General features: G+C 34.8%; 26 protein-coding genes. 8 read left to right on the top strand and 18 right to left on the bottom strand.

The features are described from left to right. The first annotated feature begins 62 nt into the window (after positions 1-62). Positions 63-1,928: a TonB-dependent receptor plug domain-containing protein gene (locus ACZZZI_RS19485; protein ID WP_463490840.1), complete on the top strand. Its 1,866-nt coding sequence runs from the start codon at positions 63-65 to the stop codon at positions 1,926-1,928. 141 nt (positions 1,929-2,069) lie between these two features. On the opposite strand, the gene ACZZZI_RS19480 is transcribed toward ACZZZI_RS19485, so the two are convergent. Then, complete coding sequence (locus ACZZZI_RS19480; protein ID WP_316758247.1) at positions 2,070-3,551, bottom strand: tetratricopeptide repeat protein; 1,482 nt, start codon at positions 3,549-3,551, stop codon at positions 2,070-2,072. Positions 3,552-3,872: 321 nt separating this feature from the next. On the opposite strand from ACZZZI_RS19480, the gene ACZZZI_RS19475 reads away from it, so the two are divergent. The 4 genes from ACZZZI_RS19475 to ACZZZI_RS19460 all read left to right on the top strand — a co-directional run bounded on the left by ACZZZI_RS19475 (position 3,873) and on the right by ACZZZI_RS19460 (position 6,825). Continuing rightward, positions 3,873-4,238 carry a response regulator gene (locus ACZZZI_RS19475; RefSeq protein WP_316758249.1) on the top strand — a complete coding sequence of 122 codons (366 nt, stop codon included), beginning with the start codon at positions 3,873-3,875 and terminating at the stop codon, positions 4,236-4,238. A gap of 110 nt (positions 4,239-4,348) precedes the next feature. Next, positions 4,349-4,879, top strand: a complete 531-nt coding sequence (locus ACZZZI_RS19470) for a DinB family protein (RefSeq protein ID WP_316758250.1) — start codon at positions 4,349-4,351, stop codon at positions 4,877-4,879. Between the two features lie 202 nt (positions 4,880-5,081). After that, positions 5,082-5,246 carry a histone H1 gene (locus tag ACZZZI_RS19465; protein ID WP_316758252.1) on the top strand — a complete coding sequence of 55 codons (165 nt, stop codon included), beginning with the start codon at positions 5,082-5,084 and terminating at the stop codon, positions 5,244-5,246. Between the two features lie 607 nt (positions 5,247-5,853). Beyond that, positions 5,854-6,825, top strand: coding sequence for a Gfo/Idh/MocA family protein (locus ACZZZI_RS19460; RefSeq protein WP_316758254.1), 972 nt, complete (start codon positions 5,854-5,856; stop codon positions 6,823-6,825). Here the strand turns inward: ACZZZI_RS19460 and ACZZZI_RS19455 are convergent. Beyond that, the gene (locus tag ACZZZI_RS19455) at positions 6,815-7,648 is read right to left on the bottom strand and encodes an MOSC domain-containing protein (RefSeq protein WP_316758256.1); all 834 of its coding nucleotides are present in this window, start codon (positions 7,646-7,648) and stop codon (positions 6,815-6,817) included. The two genes, ACZZZI_RS19460 and ACZZZI_RS19455, sit on opposite strands and share 11 nt — an antisense overlap. Before the next feature lie 251 nt (positions 7,649-7,899). Here ACZZZI_RS19455 and msrB point away from each other — a divergent pair, with 251 nt between their 5' ends. Next, on the top strand, positions 7,900-8,412 hold the full coding sequence (gene msrB / locus ACZZZI_RS19450) for a peptide-methionine (R)-S-oxide reductase MsrB (protein ID WP_316758258.1): 513 nt from the start codon (positions 7,900-7,902) through the stop codon (positions 8,410-8,412). A 15-nt stretch (positions 8,413-8,427) separates the two neighbouring features. After that, positions 8,428-9,087, top strand: coding sequence for a peptide-methionine (S)-S-oxide reductase MsrA (gene msrA / locus ACZZZI_RS19445; RefSeq protein ID WP_463490835.1), 660 nt, complete (start codon positions 8,428-8,430; stop codon positions 9,085-9,087). A gap of 40 nt (positions 9,088-9,127) precedes the next feature. Here msrA and ACZZZI_RS19440 read toward each other — a convergent pair whose 3' ends face one another. The 3 genes from ACZZZI_RS19440 to ACZZZI_RS19430 are packed head-to-tail and all read right to left on the bottom strand — an operon-like array spanning position 9,128 to position 11,449. Further along, positions 9,128-9,919 (bottom strand): molybdopterin-dependent oxidoreductase, encoded by a 792-nt coding sequence (locus ACZZZI_RS19440; protein ID WP_316758262.1) that lies wholly within the window; start codon positions 9,917-9,919, stop codon positions 9,128-9,130. Then, entirely contained in the window at positions 9,903-10,619 is a 717-nt protein-coding gene (locus ACZZZI_RS19435) for a cytochrome b/b6 domain-containing protein (protein WP_463490832.1), read from the bottom strand. The genes ACZZZI_RS19440 and ACZZZI_RS19435 overlap by 17 nt, the downstream gene beginning before the upstream one ends. 50 nt (positions 10,620-10,669) lie before the next feature. After that, a complete protein-coding gene (locus ACZZZI_RS19430) occupies positions 10,670-11,449 on the bottom strand; it encodes a DUF1223 domain-containing protein (RefSeq protein WP_463490830.1) in 780 nt (259 codons plus the stop codon). Positions 11,450-11,698: 249 nt separating this feature from the next. On the opposite strand from ACZZZI_RS19430, the gene ACZZZI_RS19425 reads away from it, so the two are divergent. Beyond that, positions 11,699-11,965 (top strand): hypothetical protein, encoded by a 267-nt coding sequence (locus ACZZZI_RS19425; RefSeq protein ID WP_316758268.1) that lies wholly within the window; start codon positions 11,699-11,701, stop codon positions 11,963-11,965. Between the two features lie 138 nt (positions 11,966-12,103). On the opposite strand, the gene ACZZZI_RS19420 is transcribed toward ACZZZI_RS19425, so the two are convergent. The 13 genes from ACZZZI_RS19420 to ACZZZI_RS19360 all read right to left on the bottom strand — a co-directional run bounded on the left by ACZZZI_RS19420 (position 12,104) and on the right by ACZZZI_RS19360 (position 23,357). Next, entirely contained in the window at positions 12,104-12,592 is a 489-nt protein-coding gene (locus ACZZZI_RS19420; protein ID WP_316758271.1) for a molybdopterin-dependent oxidoreductase, read from the bottom strand. Between the two features lie 24 nt (positions 12,593-12,616). Next, entirely contained in the window at positions 12,617-13,255 is a 639-nt protein-coding gene (locus tag ACZZZI_RS19415; RefSeq protein WP_463490827.1) for a cytochrome c family protein, read from the bottom strand. Continuing rightward, positions 13,252-13,725 (bottom strand): (2Fe-2S)-binding protein, encoded by a 474-nt coding sequence (locus ACZZZI_RS19410; protein WP_316758275.1) that lies wholly within the window; start codon positions 13,723-13,725, stop codon positions 13,252-13,254. Before ACZZZI_RS19410 ends, ACZZZI_RS19415 begins: the two co-directional genes overlap by 4 nt. Positions 13,726-13,874: 149 nt before the next feature. After that, positions 13,875-16,025 (bottom strand): xanthine dehydrogenase family protein molybdopterin-binding subunit, encoded by a 2,151-nt coding sequence (locus ACZZZI_RS19405; RefSeq protein WP_316758277.1) that lies wholly within the window; start codon positions 16,023-16,025, stop codon positions 13,875-13,877. An 11-nt stretch (positions 16,026-16,036) separates the two neighbouring features. Continuing rightward, the gene (moaCB, locus tag ACZZZI_RS19400; protein WP_316758279.1) at positions 16,037-16,978 is read right to left on the bottom strand and encodes a bifunctional molybdenum cofactor biosynthesis protein MoaC/MoaB; all 942 of its coding nucleotides are present in this window, start codon (positions 16,976-16,978) and stop codon (positions 16,037-16,039) included. Then, positions 16,947-17,390: a molybdenum cofactor biosynthesis protein MoaE gene (locus ACZZZI_RS19395; protein WP_316758281.1), complete on the bottom strand. Its 444-nt coding sequence runs from the start codon at positions 17,388-17,390 to the stop codon at positions 16,947-16,949. The genes moaCB and ACZZZI_RS19395 overlap by 32 nt, the downstream gene beginning before the upstream one ends. 1 nt (position 17,391) lies before the next feature. Further along, positions 17,392-18,498, bottom strand: a complete 1,107-nt coding sequence (locus ACZZZI_RS19390; RefSeq protein WP_463490823.1) for a ThiF family adenylyltransferase — start codon at positions 18,496-18,498, stop codon at positions 17,392-17,394. Positions 18,499-18,500: 2 nt separating this feature from the next. Then, entirely contained in the window at positions 18,501-18,734 is a 234-nt protein-coding gene (locus tag ACZZZI_RS19385; protein ID WP_463490821.1) for a MoaD/ThiS family protein, read from the bottom strand. An 11-nt stretch (positions 18,735-18,745) separates the two neighbouring features. Beyond that, complete coding sequence (locus ACZZZI_RS19380) at positions 18,746-19,486, bottom strand: sulfite exporter TauE/SafE family protein (protein WP_463490819.1); 741 nt, start codon at positions 19,484-19,486, stop codon at positions 18,746-18,748. Between the two features lie 3 nt (positions 19,487-19,489). Further along, positions 19,490-20,668 (bottom strand): molybdopterin molybdotransferase MoeA, encoded by a 1,179-nt coding sequence (locus ACZZZI_RS19375; RefSeq protein WP_316758289.1) that lies wholly within the window; start codon positions 20,666-20,668, stop codon positions 19,490-19,492. A gap of 6 nt (positions 20,669-20,674) precedes the next feature. After that, complete coding sequence (gene moaA / locus ACZZZI_RS19370) at positions 20,675-21,655, bottom strand: GTP 3',8-cyclase MoaA (protein ID WP_316758291.1); 981 nt, start codon at positions 21,653-21,655, stop codon at positions 20,675-20,677. Beyond that, positions 21,652-22,242: a nucleotidyltransferase family protein gene (locus ACZZZI_RS19365; RefSeq protein ID WP_316758294.1), complete on the bottom strand. Its 591-nt coding sequence runs from the start codon at positions 22,240-22,242 to the stop codon at positions 21,652-21,654. The genes moaA and ACZZZI_RS19365 overlap by 4 nt, the downstream gene beginning before the upstream one ends. Next, positions 22,242-23,357, bottom strand: coding sequence for an XdhC family protein (locus ACZZZI_RS19360; RefSeq protein WP_463490815.1), 1,116 nt, complete (start codon positions 23,355-23,357; stop codon positions 22,242-22,244). The genes ACZZZI_RS19365 and ACZZZI_RS19360 overlap by 1 nt, the downstream gene beginning before the upstream one ends. Between the last annotated feature and the right edge of the window lie 67 nt (positions 23,358-23,424).

Here is a 23,424-nt window from a genome sequence, read left to right as displayed (position 1 = left end):
ATTATAAAACCGGTATAGAATACTGGTACGGCAAGGTAGTATTTTTGCAGAAATTAATCAGAATGAAAAAATATTTATTTGCAATTTTAATACTTAGTTCTACAAAAATTTTCGCTCAAACGAAGATAGATTCGGTTACCGTTATGGATGAGGTGATTATCAATGAAAACCGCCTTAATACGCCTATATCCAAACAAAATAGAAATGTTTACGTAATTGATCGCGCTACCATCGAAAAATTACCTGGTCGCAGTTTACAGGAAATCCTTCAGTATGCAAACGGAGTAGATATCAGGCAGAGAGGACCTTTTGGAAGCCAGGCTGATATTAGTATTGATGGAGGAAGTTTCGAACAGACCGTTCTTTTATTAAACGGTATAAAAATTATTGACTCGCAAACATCGCATAACATGCTCAACATACCTATACCTGTTGAAATGATCGAACGCATTGAAGTAATTAGAGGACCCGCGGCAAGAATTTATGGTATTAACAGCTTAACAGGCGCCATTAACATCGTTACCAAAAAGCCAACTAAAACTGGGTTTCTACTCAATTCTTATGCTGGTTCCAACTTTGAAAAAAATACTGAAGGTTCAGGAAAAACCTTTTACAATGCTGGTACGCAGATTGGCGGTGCTTTGAGTAAAGAAAAACAACAGCATTCTCTTTTTGCATCGCTAGATAAAAGTAACGGTTATCGTTTCAATACTGGTTTTGAAAATAGTAAAATTTTCTATCAGGGAAATATCCAAATTGATAGTTTAAACGAAATTATGGCGTCGGCGGGTTATGTAAATAATGGATTTGGCGCTAACGGTTTTTATGCTGCCCCTGGCGATAAAAATTCTTATGAAGAAGTGCAAACCACTTTAGCCTCAATACAATCGAAACATCGTTTATCACCGAAATGGACATTAATGCCGAGTTTAAGCTATAGATATAATTACGACGACTATCGTTATTTTAGTGAATCTATTTTAGATAAAGGAAGAAGCCAGCATTACACAAATTCGTTCAGCGCAGAAGTTAATACAGCTTACAAAATGGCTACAGGCGAGTTGGGTTTTGGAGCAGAAGGCAGGGTAGAAGCGATTAATTCTTCTAACATCGGCAAGCACCGAAGAGATAACCTTGGCATGTACGCACAATATAGAACATATTTTTTTGAAAAGCTAAATGTTAACATTGGTGCTTATTTAAATTACAACTCGGATTACAATTGGCAAATATATCCTGGCATAGATTTAAGCTATGCATTAACAAACGAACTTGTATTGGTTGGAAACATTGGTACGAGCCAACGTTTACCATCATTTACTGATCTTTATTTGGATCAAAGACCAGGCAATATTGGAAACCCGAATGTTACTCCAGAAAATGCTTTGCAAAGCGAATTTGGAATAAAATTTAACAAAAACGCATTTACCGTAAACGTAAATTATTTTCACAGAAACATAGCCGACTTTATTGATTATACACGTGCTACAACTGCAGAGCCATTTCAAAGTGGTAATTTTGGCGATTTAAATACCTATGGCTTAAATATGCGTTCGGGTTGTTTCACTAAATTATCTGAACAATCTAAAATAAATTTCGTTCTGGCTTACTCTTATCTGGCATCTGAATTTAAAGATGTTAAACAAAATGTAAGCTCAAAGTATCAAATTTCATCATTAAAACATCAGGTAACCAACACTGTTGATTTCAGCTACAAGCATTTTAGTATTCTTTACGCTACGCGATTTAATGAGCGGGCAACTGGAGCATCCTATTGGATTCACGATTTGCGCCTAAGTCAGAAAATTAATAGAGTAACACTTTATATGGATGCACAAAATATTTTCAATGCAACCTATAACGAAGTTGGAGCTGTTGCGTTGCCCTCAAAATGGGTAAATCTTGGTGTAAAACTATCTTATTTATAATTCTACATTCAGTATCGCTAAACAACAATGAAAGGCATTTTTGATTTAAAACTACCTTTTATTGTTGTTTAAATTTTATCAAAGAGTAATTGATAAAGGGATGATTTGGTTTTTATTGTGAATGAAATTCCATAATCTTTTTTACAAATTCACAATCCAGGTTGCTAAATCATCTTCCGCCTTGAAATTTAATTTCTTTCGGATTCGGTATTTTCTACTTTCTACAGATCTTAATGATGAACGGCTGAAGTAAGCAATTTCCTTAGTGTTTAGCCCCAAACGTAGCTTAGCACAAATCGTTAAATCGGTAACCAATATATCGGGCGAAAGCTGGGTTATTTTTTGAATAAAAATAGGATGGTACTCTTTAAACCTAACAAAAAAGGCTGGATCATCTGTTTTAACCATTACGACCAGTTCATTTAATACTTCATCAGTAATTTTATCAGCAACTAAATCATTTAATTGCTTATTTAACAGATTCTGTTCTTCTTTATGATACAGAATTGTCTCAGAATGTTTCTTTCGGAGTTTAACTATTGCAAATATCAATATGAATAGAAAGCAAATAGAACCTGAGATAATTAAGAGGTATCTGTTTTTACTTCTTGAGCTTATTAGATCTTTTTCATTGATCACAAGGCCAGCTGTTACACTGCTTGCTTTTTTATCAGCATTAGCAATGCTATCGGTAATTACAGCATATTTTTGAGTATGCGTTAATGAATTTTTGCTATCACCCATTTTGCTGTATATAGCTGCTAGTAATTCATGACAACGCTTAATGCTAGTTGCCCTTTTTCCTTCCTTTGCATTTCTTAAAGCAGCATTATAATAAAATAATGCGCTGTCGAGTTGGTTTTGTTTCTCCTTGATCTGCCCAAGTCCAATCATCGATTCGCCCATAAGCGTTAATTGATTGATCTTTTTTGCTGTTGTATATGCAATTTGAAAATAACGCTTTGCAGAATCTGTTTTTTTATTATTTAAAAATAAATTTCCAAGATTATATGCATCAATACTCAAACCATTTCTCATTTGAGGATTAACGATTTTATTTTGAATTGTGAAGCTCTTTATTGAATAATAAATAACAGAATCTGGATTATAAGCTTCCTTATTGTTTGCGCCGAAGTTGTTGGATTTTAGTCTGTATATTCTTCCAAAAGCGAAATATTTAAAATCAGGCTCTTTAATTTTCTCTGCGTAATACTGCGACTCCTTTAAGCTCTCATTACTTTTGCTGAAAAAAAATAAACTTTGATAACTATTTGCTCGCAAGGCTAATAAATGCGATATTTTAGGATAAAGCCCGCTCTCCCGAACTTCATCTTCAATAGCGTAAGTAAATTTGATGGTTTCATCAAATTTGCCAGTATTAAATAAGCCAACTGCTTGCAAAAGCAAAAGATTTATTGTGCCTCGGGTATAATTGTTTGCCCTGGTTTCTTTTAAAAGATTATTAATTAATACGGAACTCGAATCCGAATTATTGATCGCCCGAGCAATAACGTATAGGCTATCCATCTTTTTTGTGGTCGTTTGTGCCTCACTTTTGACACATAAAAAGATGAAAATAAATACTGGAAGAAACGAACTGATTTTAAACCTGGCTTTATTCATTTGTTTAGTTAGGGAGTACCAAAACACTTAAAGCTTTCAATTAAACAATTGAAGAGATAAAACAATCAAGGACTTATCTAAATAATGCAAGCGTTAAAAATACAATCTAATCAGCTAAATTTATTAACTTATTGGTTTAATCATTTTTGCAAGCTGAAATGCCGTTTGAATTTTTTATAGCCAATTTGGACATATTATTGGTGCTTATAGTTATTTGGAATATTTACTTGGCAGTTAATCAGTGTTTTGTGTCTTCCATCAAAGATATTTTTCATTAATCTTAATTTTGAATGGTATTTGTTTTTTTGTAATTTGCATGAAATGGCCGTGTCAAAAATTCTCGTTGTTGATGATGATGTAAGTAATGCAGAAGCTATTACTTTGGTTCTGGAAAACCATAATTTTGTGGTCGAAAGCATTCATAAATCCGACCTTTTAAATCCTACAATTAAAAGCTTCCAGCCAGATCTTATTTTAATGGATATAATTCTTGATACGAACGATGGAAGAAAACTATGCAACGAATTAAAAGCAAGTAATTTAACCAAATCAATACCAGTTATATTAATTACAGCAATGCTCGAATCGCAGGTTGATCAAATACCTTGTAATGCTGATGCAATTATGTTTAAGCCGTTTGATTATAACAAATTAGGCCGAAACGTTAAAGATTTATTAAATATTTAAATTTTCCAAGCACGAGTTTTATAAATATATTTTTGTTGATGACAGTAAAACTTAAAAACAAATTATACCACTAAAAAACTTATTTTTGTAGTGAATAAAACTATTTAATTATGAAAAAATTAAAACTAATTATAAGCCTTTTTTTTCTTGTAATGTTGGCTGGAACAGTTAAGGCTCAAAGTACATCAACCGAACTTGTTAAAGATTGGGAAAGAGCAAAAGCTTATACAAAAGAATATCTTGATGTAATGCCAGAAGCTTCGTATTCTTTAAAACCTACGCCGCAAATGCGTTCGTTTGCAGAGCAAATGCTACACCTAGCTGATGCCAACTATTCATTTTCTTCGGCAGCTACAGGAGAAAAAAGTCCTGTAGGAACAGTAGGCCTTGAAAAAGGCACAGATAAAACCAAAGCAACAGTTACTAAAGATGTTTTGGCAAGTTACGACTTTGTAATCGAGGGAATAAAAAAACTTTCACCTGCTCAAATTAAAGAGCAAATAAAGCTATTCGGAAGATTTGAATTAACCAAAGAACAGGCATTGGGTAAAGCATTCGAACACCAAACACATCACAGAGGACAAGCTACAGTTTACATCCGCCTTGCGGGCGCTACTCCACCTCAAGAAAAATTATTTTAAAATCTGGCTAAAAGATAAAAAAGGAACGTTTTAAATGTTTCTTTTTTAATTTAATGGTTTTTGCAAAACCTTTATAAAGCAATTTTTTTAATTTAAAAATGGTTGTGTAGCTTTGAAAAGGGTGAATTATTTAATCGAAGAATGTTAACGCAGCAATTGGAAACTTATAAGGATATTGAATTGATAGACCTTATGAAAGCTGATGACCATACCGCGTTTTCTGAGAGCTGAATCAGATGCATCAAAATTTTACAAGGTAGGAAATGCAACTGCTGGTACCAGATTACGTAAAGCAATGCAAGACCTTAAAACTTTAGCTCAAGAAATAAGAACTGAAGTAACCGAAAAAAAAAATAGCGACAAATAAACGATTGCATTTTGTGTAATACCCTGATATTTTTATATCAGGGCATTTTTTTGACTGAAATTTATCAGATTAAATTAAATGTCGCTTTTTAATCTTTTAAAGCCTTTTCTGGATTTTGCTATGTGATTCTATATCAAACTACAAACAATATTTTTTCTTTAGATAAACAATCATTGCTTAAATTTTGTACCGCAAGTTTGTAAGCGAAATCCCCAGACTGATTGCAAAATATTTGTGACCTAAAGCGAATTAATGTGGCGTTTAAATCAAATTAACATTAGCTTGGCATCTTTACAGCGATAAAGGTCATCAATGGAGCAACATATTAATATAATTAATCGAAGTCATTACCTTGAATTCAAAGAGGACATAAACTCGGAGCAAAGTTTTTTGCTCGACGTTGATGCTGTAGTTGAATTCTCAAAACCTTTAGAATCTTTCGATTATCTAATCCGTTGTCAGAATAATTTTAAACATGCAATCTGTATGTCGGCATTTAGTCAGGCACTAAAGTAAATACTTACAAATCAATAATTTTAAGTTTTAACTACAAAGGCTATATTTAATGCATGAAAGTGCACCTAAACTGCACTGATATAAATTTACTATGCAAGAAATTAAATGGGGCATTATTGGCTGCGGCGATGTTACTGAGGTTAAAAGTGGACCAGCATTCAGTAAAGTGGCAAATTCGAAACTTGTAGCGGTTATGAGGCGTGATGCAGTTAAAGCTGCTGATTATGCCAGAAGGCACAAGGTTGAGAAATGGTACAGCGATGCAAGCGAATTAATTAACGATCCTGAAGTTAATGCGATTTATATTGCAACTCCACCTCTACAACACGAAGCCTATACCATTGAAGCTCTGGCAGCAGGGAAACCTGTATATGTAGAAAAACCAATGACCTTAAATGCTGAAGCTGCAAAGCGAATGATTGAGGCTTCTAATCAATATCGTGTTAAACTTACAGTTGCTCATTATCGTAGGGCGCAACCCATGTTTTTAAAAATTCGGGAACTTTTAAATGATAAAATAATTGGTAATATCAGGTTTGTACAATTGAATATGCTACAACCTTTGAATACCAATATTATTGCCAATACGGATGAAGATTGGCGAAAAAATCCAGCTATTTCTGGTGGAGGTTTGTTTCACGATTTGGCACCTCATCAACTCGATTTAATGAGCTATTTTTTCGGCGCAATTGAAAAGTCGGTAGGTTTTGCAGTAAAGCAACACACTGGAACTCCAGTAGATGACCTGGTAAGTGGGCAAATTTTATTTGAAAATGGGATTATTTTTAATGGAACCTGGTGTTTTACGGTTTCAGAGGCGCAGCAATCAGATATTTGCGAAATCTATGGCTCAAAAGGAAAGATTAGCTTTCCAATGTTTAAAAACAACGTTAGTGTTACAGTAGAAGGACAAAGTAAAGATTATATTTTTGAGCCACTTAAGCATGTAGAGCAGCCTATGATTGAGGAAGTTGTAAAATATTTTTTAAACAAAAGACCAAATCCATGCAGTGGGGAAGAGGCTTTGATTACAATGAAATTGTTAGATGCATTTACTCAGTAATATTAGCCATTGCTTTCCATTCTTCAATACGAAGTTCATCTCCTAAACGAATAATGCCAGAACCTTTATGGATTAAGTTCTGCCCGAATAAAATCTTTTTCCCTGCTGTACGATAACCCGCTAATGTTCTTAGTGGTTCTTGTCCCTTAAGGCCATTTTGCTGATCTATAGTTATAAGTACACATCTGGCACAGGGTTTTACGGCCGAAAACAGAACATCGCCTAAAAAAAATGTGCTAAAATTGTCTTCTACATGCGGTATTCCGCCAGTGAATACAAAGTTAGGACGAAATCTATCCATTCGGATAGGCATTGAAAGTTTTTCATTTAAACCATTTAAAGATGACTGACCAATTAAAAGGCAAGGATAACCATCAGCAAAACTAACGGTTTCATTATTTGATGCATAACGCTGATCAACAAGTCTTCTGTCTGCCGAAGCCATTTTAACAAGCCTTACTTTCATTTTTAAAAACTCAGAAAACCAGTTACTTACTTTCGTATTTACTTCAAATCCAGTCGAACGATCATCCCAAACAGTTACTGATATGCTTTCGCCAGTTTCTTCATCTATAGAAAAAGATATAGCATGGTTTAGATTTTTTTTATGACTTACTGTCATTATATTTTCAGCTATATCAACCTGAAGGAGCGCTAATTCGAAATGCTTTCTTTGCGTTATAAATGTACCTTCTTCATCAATAAGCATCCATCTTCTATCATGCTGAAGGCCTTTTTCTTCTATTTCAGCTTCATTAAGGCTGATGCCTCCAAGTGATTTTATAGGATAGATGTTTATTTCAGAGAGGTAAAACTTATTCATGTTTTAAAGGTAAAAAAAGTGCAACTAAAAGCATCTATTACAAGTAGTAATTATTTTAACTTGATCTCCATCACCATATCACTTGCTTCAATGTTAATGATTTTACACTATAACCACATTGCTTATAGTGAGATTGAGAACTGCTGAAATGATTTATGCGTAAATTAAAACATAATAGAATGAAGAAAACGGAAAGTTTTCCTGGTGATTTTTTATTGTAAGGATTTGTTTCACAACTCGACTAATGAATTATGAAAAAGTTAAAATTATTATTGATACCGTTGATGGCTATAGCATTAAATGCCTGCAGTCAAAATAAATCTTCTAATACAGCAGATAAAATGGAAAATGCTGGTAGAAGTGTAAAATTATATCCAATGGCTAAACCGAATGCATATTGGAAAAATATGCTTTCTGCAAATGCTTATGATATTATGGTAAACAGCGGCACCGAAGTGCCTTACAAAAATCCATATTGGAATAACCATAAAAAAGGAATTTATGTAAGCGCTGCAACTGGAAAACCTTTGTTCAGTTCTGATACTAAGTTTGAATCTGGAACAGGTTGGCCAAGTTTTTTTAAACCAATTGATGCAAAAGCGATTAAAGTTGTTAACGATACTTCTGATGGTATGGTTAGGGATGAAGTGGTAGAAGCTTCTACGGGATTACATTTAGGTCATGTTTTTGATGATGGGCCTGAGCCAACTGGGAAAAGATATTGCATGAATTCGTATGCGTTAAAATTTATTCCTGCTAAATAATCAAATCGAAGAATTATGAAAAAGTATAAAATATTAGTTTTTGGTATTCTATTTCTCGGTGCCTGTGCAAACGGACAGGTTAAAAAGAATGAAAACGCTTTTGCAGTTTTGCCAAAGCCAGAGTTAAATGAAAAGGTGGCAACTTTTGCGGGCGGTTGTTTCTGGAGTTTAAGTGAAGGACTTAGCGAATTAAATGGTGTTGATAAAGTAGTGGCTGGTTATGCAGGTGGTACGGTTAAAAATCCCACTTATGAAGATGTTTGCTCAGATAATACTGGACATGCAGAATCTGTACAAATTTATTACGATCCAAAAGTTATCAGTTATACTCAATTAGCAGAGGCTTTTTTTTACGCTCATGATCCGACCACTTTGAATCGACAAGGGCCAGACGAGGGTGAAGACTATAGGTCGGTTGCTTTTTATAGAACTCCAGAGGAAGAAAAAACACTGAAAGACATCGTCGAAAAAGTAAATAAGAGCCACCATTATGCCGACCCTGTTCTTACTCAGATTGTACCATTCAAAGTGATTTACCCTGCAGAGAATTATCATCAGGGATATTACAAAACTCACCCAGGGAGTTCTTATATTCAAAATGTTTCAGTACCAAAAGTTATGAAATTAAGAGCAAGTATGAATGCATACCTTAAACCAGAATTTAAAAAGAAATAAAAATCAGCTATAATTTGAAGCCACAAATTATAGCTGATTTTTACAATCCTGAATAGTAATCATAGCCTTGTTCGGCCCAATAGTCTTTTGGCCTGCTATTGCTAAACGACATTTTACCAATCCTTTTCAGGTTTTTGATTCCATATTTTACAGGAATAATCAATCTTAAAGGTGCGCCATGATCGTTACTTAATTCAACTCCATTCATTTCATAGGCCAATAAGGTTTGAGGATGAAGCGCACTTTCCATTTCTAAACCAACATAATAGGCTTCGTTTGGCGTTTCTAAACCCATATATTGTTTGTTAGATTGTTCGTGAAGTTTATAATGTAAAAGAAAATCACTAAGTTTTACACCAGCCCAATGTTGTATCTGATCCCAGCCTTCTACACATTTAAAATCATATACAATTTCTGTTTTTGGTAAAGTCTTGATTTCTTGCAAACCTATCTTTAAAGTTTTCCCATTGCCTAAATCAATAATAAGTTTCCATTTCTGAATATCAAAATTTTCATCTTCTTCTATTCCAATTAAGCTATTTACTCGAACAGTTTTTGCAGCTTTTTCTATTGGATATGTTTTTACTAAATGGTTATTGCTGAAGAAATTTCTAAAGAAAAGTTCGGTTTTATTTAATGCTCGTCTAAGTGGAGCTCGGGTTCCTGCTGTAATTCCAGCAGTTTCTTCTGGTGCATTTAAAAGCCATTTCCAACTTGCAACTGCACCGCCACCCAATGCGAAAAAAGTTCCAAACGAAATAAAATTACGTCTTTTTATCTTTTGCTCAATTGTTAATGGCACTTTAACTTTCTTTTTATGCTCGTTTTCCATCGCCTTGATCTGGATTTTTATCTGATGAAGTTTCTTCTATCTTAGGAGCTGTTTCTATAACTTCAAATCCTGAAATTACTGAACGGAAATTGTTCCACCCAGCTAAAATTACCTGCACAATGTGGATTAAAAAAAATAAAACATAGCCTACAGTAAGCGTAAAATGGATTATCCTGGCAAAGTGATAACCGCCACATAACCAGCAAATCCAATAAAACTGAACTGGCTTGTAAATAGCTAAACCTGTAACAACAGAGCCAAATCCCATTAATATTATTGCAGTATAAGCAATACGCTGTGCAGCATTATATTTTTTTTGCGGTGGAATCGTTTTTCGAATATGTAAATCGTGGAGCAAAACGAGCCATGCTTCTTTAAAAGAATTTTTTTGAGGAATTAATTCTCTCCATGCACCTGAAAAAATAGTATAAATAATGTAGATCAATCCATTTATAAAGAAAAACCACATAAACAAAAAATGGAATGCCATGCCTTCGGCAAGACGTTGTGGAATATGAAAATAATCATAAAACCATTCAGGGAAAAATTTAATTATTGAGTATCCAAAAATTGAAATCCCATATGCATCATTTGCCCAATAAATAAATAATCCACTCCATATCATTATAGCCAGAACGGGGAAATTTACCCAATGAGTCCATCGCATTAAAAAGGCGTGCTTTTCTTTAATTGATTTCATGGCTAATTATATATAGCATTAACGGAAAAAGTTTTCATTCGGTTTTGAGGTTAAACATGCATTACTTTATCTTTCAGTTTCGTGGCGGAGATAATTTGTCCAGTACTTTGGTTTTGTAAAAATGCAATTAACGTAATGTCAGTCTGGTTTTTTAATTTCTTTAAGGTAAGCTTAAAAGTTCCGTTAGCTTTATCATTTAAATTTATAGTTTCAAACTGCTCTACAATTTGAACATGAGCAAGCGTTTTTCTTTTGTTTTCTCCTTTTAAAACGCGATTTACAGCATTTGGGATAACTGCGGCAACAATTAAATTATAACCAGTATTTTTTTGATTGGTATTATAAGTTAAAGATAGCTCTTCGCCATTTTGTTTTTGTAAAGTAATATCAAGGCTATTTTCGTTGCCTGATTTTAGTGCGTCTGAAATGGTTTTTCGTAAGGTATTTTCTTCTGAACCAATAAATTCCTTATTTCCGTTTACCACAATTTGCGGTGTATAAATGCTCTTCAAATTAAGCCAGTTAGCATATTGATTTTGTCGATCGGAGAATTTTGAATTACTGAAACTATCCTTCCAACCTAATCGATCCCAGTAATCTACATGGTAAGCAAGTATATAGATTGGTTTGTTAACTATTTCTCTCTGTATTTTTGCAACAAGTGCATCGGCAGGAGGGCAGCTCGAACAGCCTTCTGAAGTAAATAGTTCAATAACTGCGAATCCGTTATCTTTTATGTTCTGTACATTTTTTTGGTTTTTATTTTGAGTAAAAGCTAAAGTTATGTAACACATGGCTAAAATAACTAATGCTGCTATTTTTCTTTTCATTGTTTTATGTGTTTAGTCGTTGCCAACGAGAAATCCTTACAAAATAATTTGATTTTATTCTATGGATATAAAAAGCCAATCTTTTAAAAGAAATACGGTTTTTGTGTATACAATATAGCTTAAATAATTGATCAATAATTAAATAAACAATTGGTAACAAACCTGGAAAGGTGTTCTTGATAATTATTTTAAAAAAAATGTAAGGTTATCAAACCTATTACGACTAAAGGTTAAACAAAACACGATAACATGAAAAACCAGATCTTAAAATCAGCAGGCAAGCTGTTTCTTGCTACTGTATTAGTTAGCAGTCTTTCTTTAGCAACTTTCGCTTCTGTTATTCCTCAACAGGAAAAAGAAAAAATGTCTAAAATGAAACAGGATAAAATGGGCAAGAAAAAAATGGATAAGATGGAGAAATCTAAAATGTCGAAAATGAAAGCCGATTCAATGCAAAAGGGCAAAATGGAGAAATCTAAAATGTCCAAAGACAAAATGTCGAAAAGCAAAATGTAAAAATTAGACTGTATCATTCTTACATTACATGCAAAACTTGTCGAAACGCCATAATCGTAATATAAAAGGTTCTTCGACAAGTTTAAAATGAAAAAACTAGTTATGGTACAGTCTATTTTAAAAACCTTACCTCTTAACTTAAGGTTTTTCTGCCGTAAGTACATCAATACTAATTACCCGCATAATACTTCTTGCTTGTTTCTTATCTAAAGGAACAATTATCCTAAACGGTCCTGCATCATCTGGTAAGTCTTTTCCGTCCATTTTATTTGCCAGGATAATCGTGTTATCCGTAAAATCAGGATCTATTTCGGGTAAAGCAATTACAATTTGATAGCCATCAGTCGCCGATACAAGGATGTATTTTGTTAAAGATTTACCTCTAAGGATATTACCAGGAATGCTTTCTGCTTTCGTAATAATATCATATAAGTTAACCCCCGAATATTCGTGTTCTTTACCATCTTTCGATTTTGCCTTTATCGTTATTTGCTTAAGTGATGCAAAATTTCCTTTGGTTATTTTGAAAGGATTACCAACATCACCGCCAACCGATACTTCTGCATTTTGAGCAAAAGAATTACTGAGAGAGAAAAAAAATAAAAGAAGAAATAGAGAAGATTTCATTTGGAAAAAGTAATTGTTTTTAAGTTATTTTTTCGGTGCATATGCACCAGTTTTGATCCAGGTTATCCACGCTTTTTTAAATGCTGCATGACTTATTGGAGGTAAAGTGCGGCCTTCGCCAGGATTCCAGCCTGATAGCACCAATCCATCATCAGCATGCTCAATTAATTGCTGCATATTTTTGTTGCCGTTTTGTTTTGGATTCACAAGCTGTTTTGCTAATTGGTAAGGCGTTCTACCTTGAAAAATCATTTTCATATCTGCAGGTGGTAAATGCCAGTTAGGATTTCCTGGTGGCGTGTGCAAACCAGGTGTATTTTGTGGCTGATGGCAATTTGCACATTTCATGGCAAATAATCCTTTACCCTCAACTCCACGCTTTGGCGACATGGTATGTGAATGACTATCATCGCCTTGCAAAGGAATATCACCTGATGGATGACAATTCATACAACGCGGACTTTTTAATACCCGATATACTTCTTTAAAAGCTTTAACCGAAGCTAAACTATCTTTTTTAATAATTAGTGGAGTTGTTGACGATGCTACATGATGTGTGGTGTTTAAGCCAAATGCCATAACCATAACTAAGCAAACCAAAACAGTTAGAATAACTGCTGAGCGATAAAATTTGCCTTTTATTTTTAAATTAAAATTCATCATTTTTCGGCACCTTTCTTTTTCTGCATCTCTGCGGCTAAGTGAATGGCCTTTCTTATCCGAGGATAAGTACCACATCTGCAAATGTTACCAGCCATTGCATTGTTAATATCTTCGTCTGTTGGTGTTGGGTTCTCTCTTAGTAAAACAGCGGCCGACATAATTTGTCCAGAATGACAATAGCCGCACTGAGGCACGTTTTCTTCGTTCCAGGCCAGTTGTAAAGGATGGTCGTTATCTTTGGATAAACCTTCAATTGTTGTGATTTTCTGTCCGCTGGCTCTGCTAACCTTCGTAATACACGAGCGTACAGCTTCACCATTTAAGTGAACAACACAAGCGCCGCATTGAGCAACACCGCATCCATATTTTGTACCAGTGAGGCCAACTAAATCTCTGATCACCCATAATAACGGCATTTCAGGATCTGCATCTACCTCATATAACTTCTGGTTAATACTTAACGAGATCATAGTAAAAAAGATTATGTTTTGTTAGTTTTTGTTTGAACACTAAAATATTCAAAGCCTTAACTCAAATATAACTGTGCTTGGATTTGAATTTCTACAGTTTTCAAACAATTTGTTACTATTTTCAAATAAAAAATTTGAACTTATTTACTTTAAAGCGTTTTTAAATCAAATGGCATCTTTCTGAAACGTTTACCTGTTGCGGCAAAAATTGCATTGGCCAAAGCAGGGGCAAAGGGAGGAAGTCCAGGTTCTCCAACGCCTTTAACTTTTCCACCATCCGTTAGTATGTGAATTTCCATTTTTGGCGTTTCATTAATTCTGACTAAAGGATTGTCGTAAAAATTGTGTTCAACAGTTTTACCATTTTTAAAAGTAATTCCAGGTTTTGTTGCAGCTCCTAAAGCCATAATAATTGCACCTTCTACCTGATTATTAACATTATCAGGATTAACAACTTCTCCCAAATCAATAACAGCTATAACTTTATCAATGGTTATGGTTTTATCTTTATTATGTGTTACTTCGACCACTTGCCCAGCAAGCCCTGCAAAGAACTCCCAGATGGCAACGCCTCGTCCTTTTCCCTTTAGTAATTTTTTATCCCAGTTCGAAACCTCTTTTAATTTGAGAAGAACCTTTTTACTATCAGATTGCTTTGATAATAATTCCAAGCGGAAATCCATGGGGTCTTTTTTTGCCTGATACGCAAGTTCATCTATAAAACCCTCATGTGCAAATGCTAATGTAGAACTTGTAACCGAGCGCCAAGCTGCAACAGGAATATGTAAATCGGCCCGTACATAAGTTGTTCTAAGGTTTGGGATTTCATAAGCCTGCTCAGCAATACCCTCAACCATAATACTATCTACCTTCTTTTTATCAAAATCTGGTTGAATGGATTCAAAATAAGATGGACTAATTACCTTGTGTTGAAAAGTGCTTAGTTTTCCATCTTCGGTAAAACCTGCAGTTAATTTTGAAAATGTCATCGGTCGGAAAGGACCTTGTTGAGTAGTTTCTTCTCTCGACCAGATAACTTTCACAGGAACATCAACAAGTTTGGCAACATTTACCGCTTCAACAATATAATCGATATAGAGCCTTCTGCCGAAACCGCCACCAATAAATTTATTATGGAGTTTGATGTTATCGGGACTAAAGCCAACCTGTTTATGCAAGTCGCCAGCAGCACTTCCCGTAATTGAACTGGCTACTTGGGTAGACGTCCAGATTTCGAGTTTATCACCAACAATATGCGCTGTACAATTCATAGGTTCGAGCGGATGATGGGCTATAATTGGAGTTTCGTAAAAGGCTTCGAAAGTGTTTTTAGGAAGAATTTTAACGGAATCGACATTGCCAATATTTTTATCGGTTACTCCAGGTTCTGACGCTAACTTCCTTAAATGATTTTCATAATCGACAGTGTTGAATGTATCATGGCCATTGTTATCCCATTCTACTTTTAGTTTTTTTCGGGCCTGACTAACCGTCCAGTAACTATTTCCAATTATTGCAATACCAGTGTATTTATATATGCCAACAATTCGCTCTACCAGATCTACTTTTTTAATTCCAGGAATTTTTAAAACTTCTGTAGCATCAAAGCTTTTTAAAGTTCCACCGAAAACCGGACTTCTTTCTACAACTGCATAAAGCATGTTTTCTACTTTTGCATCAATTCCGAATTCAGCCTTTCCACACGTTTTTAAAGGAATATCTTGTCTTCTTGAAACTTTACCCAAAATTTTGAAATCTTTTGGATCTTTTAGTTTAGGCTCTTTTGGAAGTTCTAGTTTCGAAGCTTCTTCGATAAGTTCTCCATAAGAAAGCGATTTTTTGCTTGGTCGGTGTATTACTCGTCCGTTTTCTGCATAACAATCGGCAATATTTACTGTCCATCTTTGGCTTGCTGCCATAATTAAAACTTCTCTTGCAGCAGCGCCAACTTTTCGCATTGGTAAATAATTCGATCTTATAGATGAACTACCACCAGCACGCTGTCCATTTCCAAGCGCTTTTTCACCGTTTGATTGCTTTATGATAATCTGATCCATAGAAACTTCCAATTCTTCTGCTATTAATGCAGGGAAAGATTGAAGCGTTCCTTGTCCCATTTCTGGTTTTGTGTTATAAATGGTGATCAATCCATTCGATTCAATAAGGATATAAGGACTGAAATTAGCTGAAGCTATATCCAATGATTTCAGGGGATTTCCTTTTGCAGAAACACCAAGCCAAAGCGCGAAGCCTGCGGTACTTGCGGTTCTTATAAAGTGGCGTCTTGAGATTTCTTCCATATTCTAAACAACTAATGTTTTTGTCCTTTATTTACGCTAAAAAGATGCAACACTTGCGGAAATAAAGCATCCATACTTTCTGCGACTCCATTTTTAGAGCCTGGTAATGTTATTACTAATGTTTCACCAATAAACCCAGCAATCCCTCTCGATAACATCGCATATGGCATTCTTTCCTGGCCGTATCTTCTTGCAGTTTCCATGATGCCATCAATTTTACGTTCAATTAAAGGTAAAATTGCTTCTGGCGTAACATCTCTGGGAGAAAGTCCTGTTCCTCCAGTAAATATAACTAATTGATGTTCAGAGTTGCAAAGTTCTTTTGCCACATTTTGAATAGCTTTTATATCATCTGGAACGATTTCATATTTTAAAGTATTAATCCCCAATTGCTCTAATCTGGAAATAGCCAGCTTTCCAGAATAATCTTCAGCTTTGCTATCAAAAACAGAATCTGAGCATACGACAACTGCGGCTTTAAGTTCGGGGAATTTCTTATGCTTTAAATCAGATTTTCCACCAGATTTTTCAAGAAGCTTTATGTTTTTAATTTCAATGCCTTTGTCAATGGGCTTAAGCATATCATACATAGTTAAAGCCGTAACAGATGCGCCATGCATGGCTTCTACCTCTACACCAGTTTTATAAATGGTATGTACTTCGACCGAAATGATAATGTCTAACCCATTTATTTCGAAAGTGATAGAGGTAAATTCAATGGGCAAAGGGTGGCAATCGGGGATAACATCGCTGGTTTTTTTTACGCCAAATAACCCAGCCGCTCTGGCAAACTCAAAAACATCACCTTTGGGTACTTTTCTTTGCACAACGGCATCTATTGTTTCCTGTTTAGAAACACTTAATATAGCACTTGCAATGGCTTTCCTTAACGTATTCGATTTTTTTGTGATATTTACCATTTTAGCTGTTTTCTTTCCACTGATGGGTATCATCAGCAAATATTTCTTTTCCCCAAATGGGAAGTTCTGTTTTTATTCTTTCAACAAGTTCATTGCAGGAATCAATTGCAGGTTTTCGGTGCTTTGATGAGGTAAATACAAACAAGCAGATTTCGCCAATATTAATTTTGCCCAAACTGTGATGAATATGCAAACAACTTAATGGGTATTTATCGAAAATTTCTTCTCTAATTTCATGCATTTTGGTTAAAGCCAGTTCTTCAAAAGCAGTATATTCAATAGCCAAAACAGATTTTCCATCAATTTGGTCTTGCCTGATCTGTCCTAAAAAAATGCTATGCCCGCCAATATCTGTTTTCGAACTGTGGTTAGCAATACTTTTCGCGATAAAATCGGTACTGATTGGGCCGTTAATAAAAATATTTTTAATTTTCTTTTCGCTCATTTTATGTTGTTAAAAAATGATTTCTCCATTTTGCAATGCCACCTTTTAAGCTATATATGTTTTTAGCTTCTCCGTATTTTTTATGGAGCAATTCTGCCGCTGCATCACTTCTTATTCCATGCTGGCAAAGCAGAATTATAGTTGTTTGCTCAATATCTGATTCGACGAAATCACTAAATTCAGACATAGGTATTTGCTTGTAAATATTTGAGTTAAGTTTAGGGAATTCATGTCTTTCTCTAACATCCACAATTATGCTCGATTCCTTATCATTAAGCTCCAGCATAGCATCAACATCAATTTCTATATAGCCATTAACTTTAATTTTTTCTAAATTGTAATCTCTTTCCATTAAATCAATTTCACTTTTAATCGGTTTGTAAGCATCAGATGGGCTTATATTTATCTCGTATTGTTGCTGATTAAGCAGGTTGTAATGGAGTAATTTATTTGCCAATGTATTTCCAATTCCTGTAATCACTTTAATAATTTCTCCAGCCGCCATTGTACCAATTATGCCAGGAGTTACTCCCAAAATACCATTTTCTGCACAATTAGGAATTTCTTTAGCTTTTGGCTGAATGGGGAATAAATCTCGATAATTGGTAGTTAAGCCTGCATCATCAGGAATATTAAATGCCGCCAACTGCCCTTCATAACCCGAAACAGCTGCAAATATTAAAGGTTTTTTTAGCAAAGCGCAGGCATCGTTAACTAAATACCTGGTTTCGAAATTATCGGTTCCATCAAAAATGATGTCGTAATCATTTAAAGTGCTAATGATGTTTTTTTTATTTATTGAGAAGGGGTAGAGCAACAATCGAACATCTGGATTCATTTGCTGTAAGCGTTTTGAAGCAGCATTTACTTTTAATTCACCTATATCGGCTACTCCAAATAATATCTGTCTTTGTAAATTCGACAGTTCTACTTTATCATCATCAGCAATACCAATGTAGCCAACCCCTGCAGCAACCAGATATTGCAAAGCAGGACAACCTAGTCCACCCGCTCCGATAACCAATACCTTTGCCTTAGATAAACGCAATTGCGCTTCTTCACCAAATCCTGGTAAAATTGTTTGCCTTTGATATCGCTCTTTATCCATCTTTATCCTCCTGAAAACGGTGGCATGATTGCAATTGTATCTCTCTCGTGAATTTCTAAATTATGTTGAACCAGATTTTTATTCAAGGCAAGTTTATATTTCATTCCAACAAGATTTGGAAACAGTTGCTCAAGATATAGTTTTAGTACATCTGTATCATTAATACTGTCAATATCAATATTTTGATTATCAATAAATTCTGATATTTTTCCAAAACTTATAATTTGAATTTCCATTTTGTTAAATATTATGCATGAGTAAATAATAACTTGTAGGCGGCTAATGCAAGTACGCCAGCGAGTACGTTTTTTAACACAGTTTGCGGAAATTTTAAAGCGCCAAAGTAAGCACCGCAAATTCCACCAATAAAAGCAACACCAACATAAGCCAGCATATGGCTATTAAATTCAAATCCTTTTACCAATTGGCCGCCTAAACCTGCAACTGAATTTACAAATATAAAGGCTGCACTGATTGCTGCAGTTTGCTTTTGGTCTGTCCATTTTAGCATCAGTAAAACTGGCGAAAGTATAATGCCACCGCCAATACCGATCATCCCTGAAAGTAAGCCAATTACACCGCCAACAAATAAAGAAAGCGGAATGTTGGTTGGCTTAAAGTCCTTTGGATCGGTATTACTGAAAAAGAAAAACCTTACAACAGGTATAAGAAGCAATACACCTAAAATCTTTTTGTAAATGGAGCTTTCGATTGCCATTGTACCGCCAACAAAAGAGAGTGGGATGGAAGCCAGTGCGAAAGGCCAAAAAGTTTTCCATTTAAAATGCCCGCCACGGTAAAATTGAATGAATGATGTGGAGGATACAAACAAGTTTAAAAGTAATGCAGTTGGTTTCATTATGGCTGGAGAAATAGCGAAAATTGCCATCAACGCCAGATAACCACTTGCACCACCATGCCCAACGGAAGCATATAAAAAAGCGACAATAAAAAGAAGACAGTAAAAAAGAATAAAGCTTTCTTGCATAATTTAGTTTGGTATTAATAAAATATTTACATTTTCTCCAATTTCAAAATCTTCTTGCTCTTGATTTAAACAGATTAAACAATTTGCAACCGCAAACGAACTTAATCGATAAGATTCTTGCGCATTAAGCGGTGTTGCTTTTCCGTTTGAATACTGCCCTTTTAAAAAATGCGTTAAGCCTGCTGGCTTCTTATAACTATGTGTTAATTCTGCGTTTATTTCAATTAGGTTATGTTCTTTTTTTGATAACATTTTTATCGCTGGAAGAACATAATTGTAAAAGCAACTTAAAACTGAAGATGGATTTCCTGGCAACCCAAAAATTAATTGATTTCCTTTTTTGCCAAAGAAAAGAGGTTTACCAGGTTTCTGTTTTACTTTATGAAATATTTGCTCAATTCCGCAGGCATTTGCAGCTTTTATTACGAAATCGTAATCGCCAACACTTACACCGCCATTCAGCAAAACTACATCACTATTTTTTAATGCCGATTCAATTACTTTAGTTAAAGTTTGTAAGTTATCTTCAGCGGTTAAAATTTCTATATCAACTATACCTTCCTTTTGAAGTGCAGCCGAAAGAGAATAGGAATTTGATTCGTAAACCTGCCCGAAATTTAATGGTAAACCTGGTTTTTGGAGTTCGTTTCCTGTTAAAATAATCGAAATTTTTGGCATTGGGTAAACCTCAACTTCGGTAATTCCAATACCAGCCAGGAAACCAATTGCCGCAGGACTAAGCAATGTACCTTTATTCATCGCTAGTTCACCAGATTTAATTTCCGAACCTTTTGCACGCACATTTATGCCAAAAGAAAGTCTTTCATCCTGAACTTTAATATTATTGCCAGTTCTGATAATTTTTTCTTGCATAACCACTGTATCTGCACCTTCGGGAAGCGGTGCGCCAGTAAATATGCGGCTTGCCTGTCCTTTTTTTAAAGTGATAGATTGTTGCGTTCCAGCAGCCATTTCTCCAACCAAAATCAATTCGGCTTCTTTGTCCTCAAACTTAATGGCATAACCATCCATTGATGATTGACGAAATGCAGGAATATCGAAATTTGAATAAATATCAGCAGCTAGAATGTGTTCTGAAGCTTTATTTAAGCTTAATATTACCGGTGTTAACGAAAGAGTATTTTCTTTAATTAATTTTTTTGCTTCTTCAACAGTTATCATTACAGTTTATCCTCCAATGGTTATCATACTTCTGTTGTTAATAGAATCTGCATCCAGCTTTTCGAAATGAGTAAGTAACTGCCCTCCAAGTTCCTTTTTCTTGCTCCAAATAGAAGCCTTAATTAGTGGAAGAATGTCCTCTTGATTACGTAAAGGGGTAAGCAAATCCGTTTCACCGTCTGAGAATAAACAGTTTTTTAGCTTTCCATCGGCTGTAAGTCGCATTCTATTACAAGTACTGCAAAATGGAGCTGTCATGGTACTAATAATTGCAAAAGAACCTTCATGTCCTGGAATCATAAAGCTTTTTGCCGTGTCATGTGGTTGTCCTTTTAACGGCAATACTGTAAAATCCTTTTCAACTACAGCGAGGATTTCATCAAGAGAAAACATTTTATTACTGGTCCATTTATTACCGCTGAAGGGCATAAATTCGATAAATCTGATTTGTATTGGGTTATGTTTAGTCCAGTCTATAAAATCCTTTATTTCAGAATCGTTAAGACCTTTCATTACCACCATATTAATTTTTACCTGAATTTTATGCTGTAATAGCAGTTCGATATTGCTACGGATTTGATGAAAAAGATCTCTTCGGGTTATTAGCAAAAACTTTTCGGGTTGAAGTGTATCTAAACTTATATTTATGGTTTTTATGCCCGCCTCAATTAAAACAGGAAGCATTTCTGCAATTCGCGTTCCGTTGGTTGTAATAACCAATTCTATTGGCAGTTTGCCTAATGCAGCAATAATTTGAGCGGCATCTTTTCTAACAAGTGGTTCACCACCCGTTAATCTTATTTTTTTTACACCTTGCTCAACAAAGATTTTTGCAAGCTCTAAAATTTCTTCAGGCTGCATTAATCTCGATGCAGGTGTAAAATCGTAATCTTCCTCTGGCATACAATAAAAGCATCGAAAATTGCAATTATCGGTTAAAGATATTCGCAAATAATCATGCACCCTTCCAAAAGAATCAGCTATCATTTATTGTTTATTAAATTGTTATAATCGTCAATGGTATCAATATCAACATAACCCTTGTCAAAAGAAATAGTTGCCATGTCGCCCATATTTTCTGCTAATATTTTTTTTGCACCGTTCGCACCACTCAAAGATAGAAGTTGTTCGAAATACTTTTTATTAAATAGCGATGGTGTGCCTATTGTTTTTGCATAAGCACTCGAAATAATACATTTTTTCGAACTGATTTGTTTTTGCATAAGGCTTTCGAAAATTTCAGCAGTAATAAAAACCTGATCAGAAACAGCAATAGTTACGTTTTCTATATCTTTTTGTAAATTAAGCATAGCTGATAAACCTTTAACAATGCTTGATGACATTCCGTTTTCCCAGCTTTCATTTACAATATACGTAATGTCCGAATGATTGTGTTTTAACTCAATTTCTTTAAAATAAGCCCCTAACACAACGATGATTGGCCTATGTTTAGTCTTCAAGGCTTCTAAACTAACCCTTTCCAAAAGTGTTTTTCCTTCATAATTAAGGAGTTGTTTAGGACTGCCAAACCTGCTCGAATTGCCTGCTGCCAATATAATGATGCCAGTTTCCATCAGCCGTTTTTAGTTTCGTAAAAATGAATTGGATTTTTCTTATCCCGCAGTTTTATTGCAGATCCGCCTGTAAAAACCGATTTTATCTCTGCAATAATCGAAATGGCTATTTCTTCTGCAGTTTCAGCACCAATGTCTAAACCAATTGGGCCGTGTACTCTTTCTTCGTTAGCAACATTATTACAACCAAGTTCATCAAGCATTTTTATAAGCTTCTTTTTCGGACCCAGGGTGCCTATGTACGGCGCATTTGTGCTGAGTAAAAAGTTTAAAAGCGCTGTATCGTAATTGTAATTATGTGTCATCAAAACAAAAGCAGTTTTTTCATCTATTTTAATTTGAGATAAAACCCCTTCTGGTTTTGAAACTAAAATTTGATTAGCGCTCGGAAACCGCTGTTGCGTAGAATGGGTTTGTCGCCCGTCAACTACAACAATTTCCCAACCCAGAATATTTGCCATTTCGGCAAGCGGTTGTGCATCATTTCCCGCACCAGCAATAATTAACTGAATAGGGGGTGGAATAAATTCAAGAAAACCTTCTACTTCTATGCTATTGATCGAATAGGTTTCAAATTTGGATATTTTGGACATTAAGGCATCAAATGCATCATTTTTAACCTCTCCCGAAATTTCTGGTGGTAAATTTTCCAGGCATTCATTTTCGCGAAATAACATGATCGAACCAGGTTGACTTTTATCGTTTAACGAAAAAAGTGTTGCAATTACACAATTCTTTCTTTGTTGATTTGCTGCCTGTAATAATTCAATTGGATTCAAGTTCCCATCTTCTTTTATCGGTTCGAAAAGTATATGAATTATGCCATTGCAACCCAGCTGAACACCAAACTTTGCGTCATCTTCATCGTTGGTATCGTATGTAATTAACTTGTTTTCTTGCTGGTGTATAGCCGAAAGCGCTCTTCGTAGAGCGTCGCCTTCTAAACATCCACCACTTATGGCACCTGTTAATTGCCCATCTTCGGTAATGAGCATTCTTGCACCAGGTCTTCTGTAAGATGAACCCTCAACCTTAACTACTGTAGCAAGAGCCGTTTTTCTGTTTTCTTTTTTTGCTTTTTGGTAGGCTTTAAGTATGTCGGCAATTTCTTTCATAACGGGAATAAGATGAATGATGCAATTTAAGCATTATCATTTAGAAAATTTCTCGTTGTTGAAATCG

This window comes from Pedobacter sp. AC190, assembly GCF_979258025.1.
Note: the sequence above shows the minus strand (reverse complement) of the source record. Positions and strands in the feature narration are given on the sequence as shown.

Excerpts from the sequence above, each read along its gene's own strand:
- msrA (WP_463490835.1), top strand. The coding sequence starts at position 8,428 with ATGAAAAAGTATAAAATATTAGTTTTTGGTATTCTATTTCTCGGTGCC.
- ACZZZI_RS19480 (WP_316758247.1), bottom strand. The coding sequence starts at position 3,551 with ATGAATAAAGCCAGGTTTAAAATCAGTTCGTTTCTTCCAGTATTTATT.
- ACZZZI_RS19475 (WP_316758249.1), top strand. The coding sequence starts at position 3,873 with ATGGCCGTGTCAAAAATTCTCGTTGTTGATGATGATGTAAGTAATGCA.
- ACZZZI_RS19430 (WP_463490830.1), bottom strand. The coding sequence starts at position 11,449 with ATGAAAAGAAAAATAGCAGCATTAGTTATTTTAGCCATGTGTTACATA.
- ACZZZI_RS19460 (WP_316758254.1), top strand. The coding sequence starts at position 5,854 with ATGCAAGAAATTAAATGGGGCATTATTGGCTGCGGCGATGTTACTGAG.
- ACZZZI_RS19365 (WP_316758294.1), bottom strand. The coding sequence starts at position 22,242 with ATGGAAACTGGCATCATTATATTGGCAGCAGGCAATTCGAGCAGGTTT.
- ACZZZI_RS19375 (WP_316758289.1), bottom strand. The coding sequence starts at position 20,668 with ATGATAACTGTTGAAGAAGCAAAAAAATTAATTAAAGAAAATACTCTT.
- ACZZZI_RS19420 (WP_316758271.1), bottom strand. The coding sequence starts at position 12,592 with ATGAAATCTTCTCTATTTCTTCTTTTATTTTTTTTCTCTCTCAGTAAT.
- ACZZZI_RS19485 (WP_463490840.1), top strand. The coding sequence starts at position 63 with ATGAAAAAATATTTATTTGCAATTTTAATACTTAGTTCTACAAAAATT.
- msrB (WP_316758258.1), top strand. The coding sequence starts at position 7,900 with ATGAAAAAGTTAAAATTATTATTGATACCGTTGATGGCTATAGCATTA.
- ACZZZI_RS19455 (WP_316758256.1), bottom strand. The coding sequence starts at position 7,648 with ATGAATAAGTTTTACCTCTCTGAAATAAACATCTATCCTATAAAATCA.
- ACZZZI_RS19470 (WP_316758250.1), top strand. The coding sequence starts at position 4,349 with ATGAAAAAATTAAAACTAATTATAAGCCTTTTTTTTCTTGTAATGTTG.
- ACZZZI_RS19415 (WP_463490827.1), bottom strand. The coding sequence starts at position 13,255 with ATGATGAATTTTAATTTAAAAATAAAAGGCAAATTTTATCGCTCAGCA.
- ACZZZI_RS19435 (WP_463490832.1), bottom strand. The coding sequence starts at position 10,619 with ATGAAATCAATTAAAGAAAAGCACGCCTTTTTAATGCGATGGACTCAT.
- ACZZZI_RS19410 (WP_316758275.1), bottom strand. The coding sequence starts at position 13,725 with ATGATCTCGTTAAGTATTAACCAGAAGTTATATGAGGTAGATGCAGAT.
- ACZZZI_RS19405 (WP_316758277.1), bottom strand. The coding sequence starts at position 16,025 with ATGGAAGAAATCTCAAGACGCCACTTTATAAGAACCGCAAGTACCGCA.
- ACZZZI_RS19425 (WP_316758268.1), top strand. The coding sequence starts at position 11,699 with ATGAAAAACCAGATCTTAAAATCAGCAGGCAAGCTGTTTCTTGCTACT.
- ACZZZI_RS19440 (WP_316758262.1), bottom strand. The coding sequence starts at position 9,919 with ATGGAAAACGAGCATAAAAAGAAAGTTAAAGTGCCATTAACAATTGAG.
- ACZZZI_RS19380 (WP_463490819.1), bottom strand. The coding sequence starts at position 19,486 with ATGCAAGAAAGCTTTATTCTTTTTTACTGTCTTCTTTTTATTGTCGCT.
- ACZZZI_RS19385 (WP_463490821.1), bottom strand. The coding sequence starts at position 18,734 with ATGGAAATTCAAATTATAAGTTTTGGAAAAATATCAGAATTTATTGAT.
- moaCB (WP_316758279.1), bottom strand. The coding sequence starts at position 16,978 with ATGATACCCATCAGTGGAAAGAAAACAGCTAAAATGGTAAATATCACA.
- moaA (WP_316758291.1), bottom strand. The coding sequence starts at position 21,655 with ATGATAGCTGATTCTTTTGGAAGGGTGCATGATTATTTGCGAATATCT.
- ACZZZI_RS19390 (WP_463490823.1), bottom strand. The coding sequence starts at position 18,498 with ATGGATAAAGAGCGATATCAAAGGCAAACAATTTTACCAGGATTTGGT.
- ACZZZI_RS19395 (WP_316758281.1), bottom strand. The coding sequence starts at position 17,390 with ATGAGCGAAAAGAAAATTAAAAATATTTTTATTAACGGCCCAATCAGT.
- ACZZZI_RS19465 (WP_316758252.1), top strand. The coding sequence starts at position 5,082 with ATGACCATACCGCGTTTTCTGAGAGCTGAATCAGATGCATCAAAATTT.
- ACZZZI_RS19360 (WP_463490815.1), bottom strand. The coding sequence starts at position 23,357 with ATGAAAGAAATTGCCGACATACTTAAAGCCTACCAAAAAGCAAAAAAA.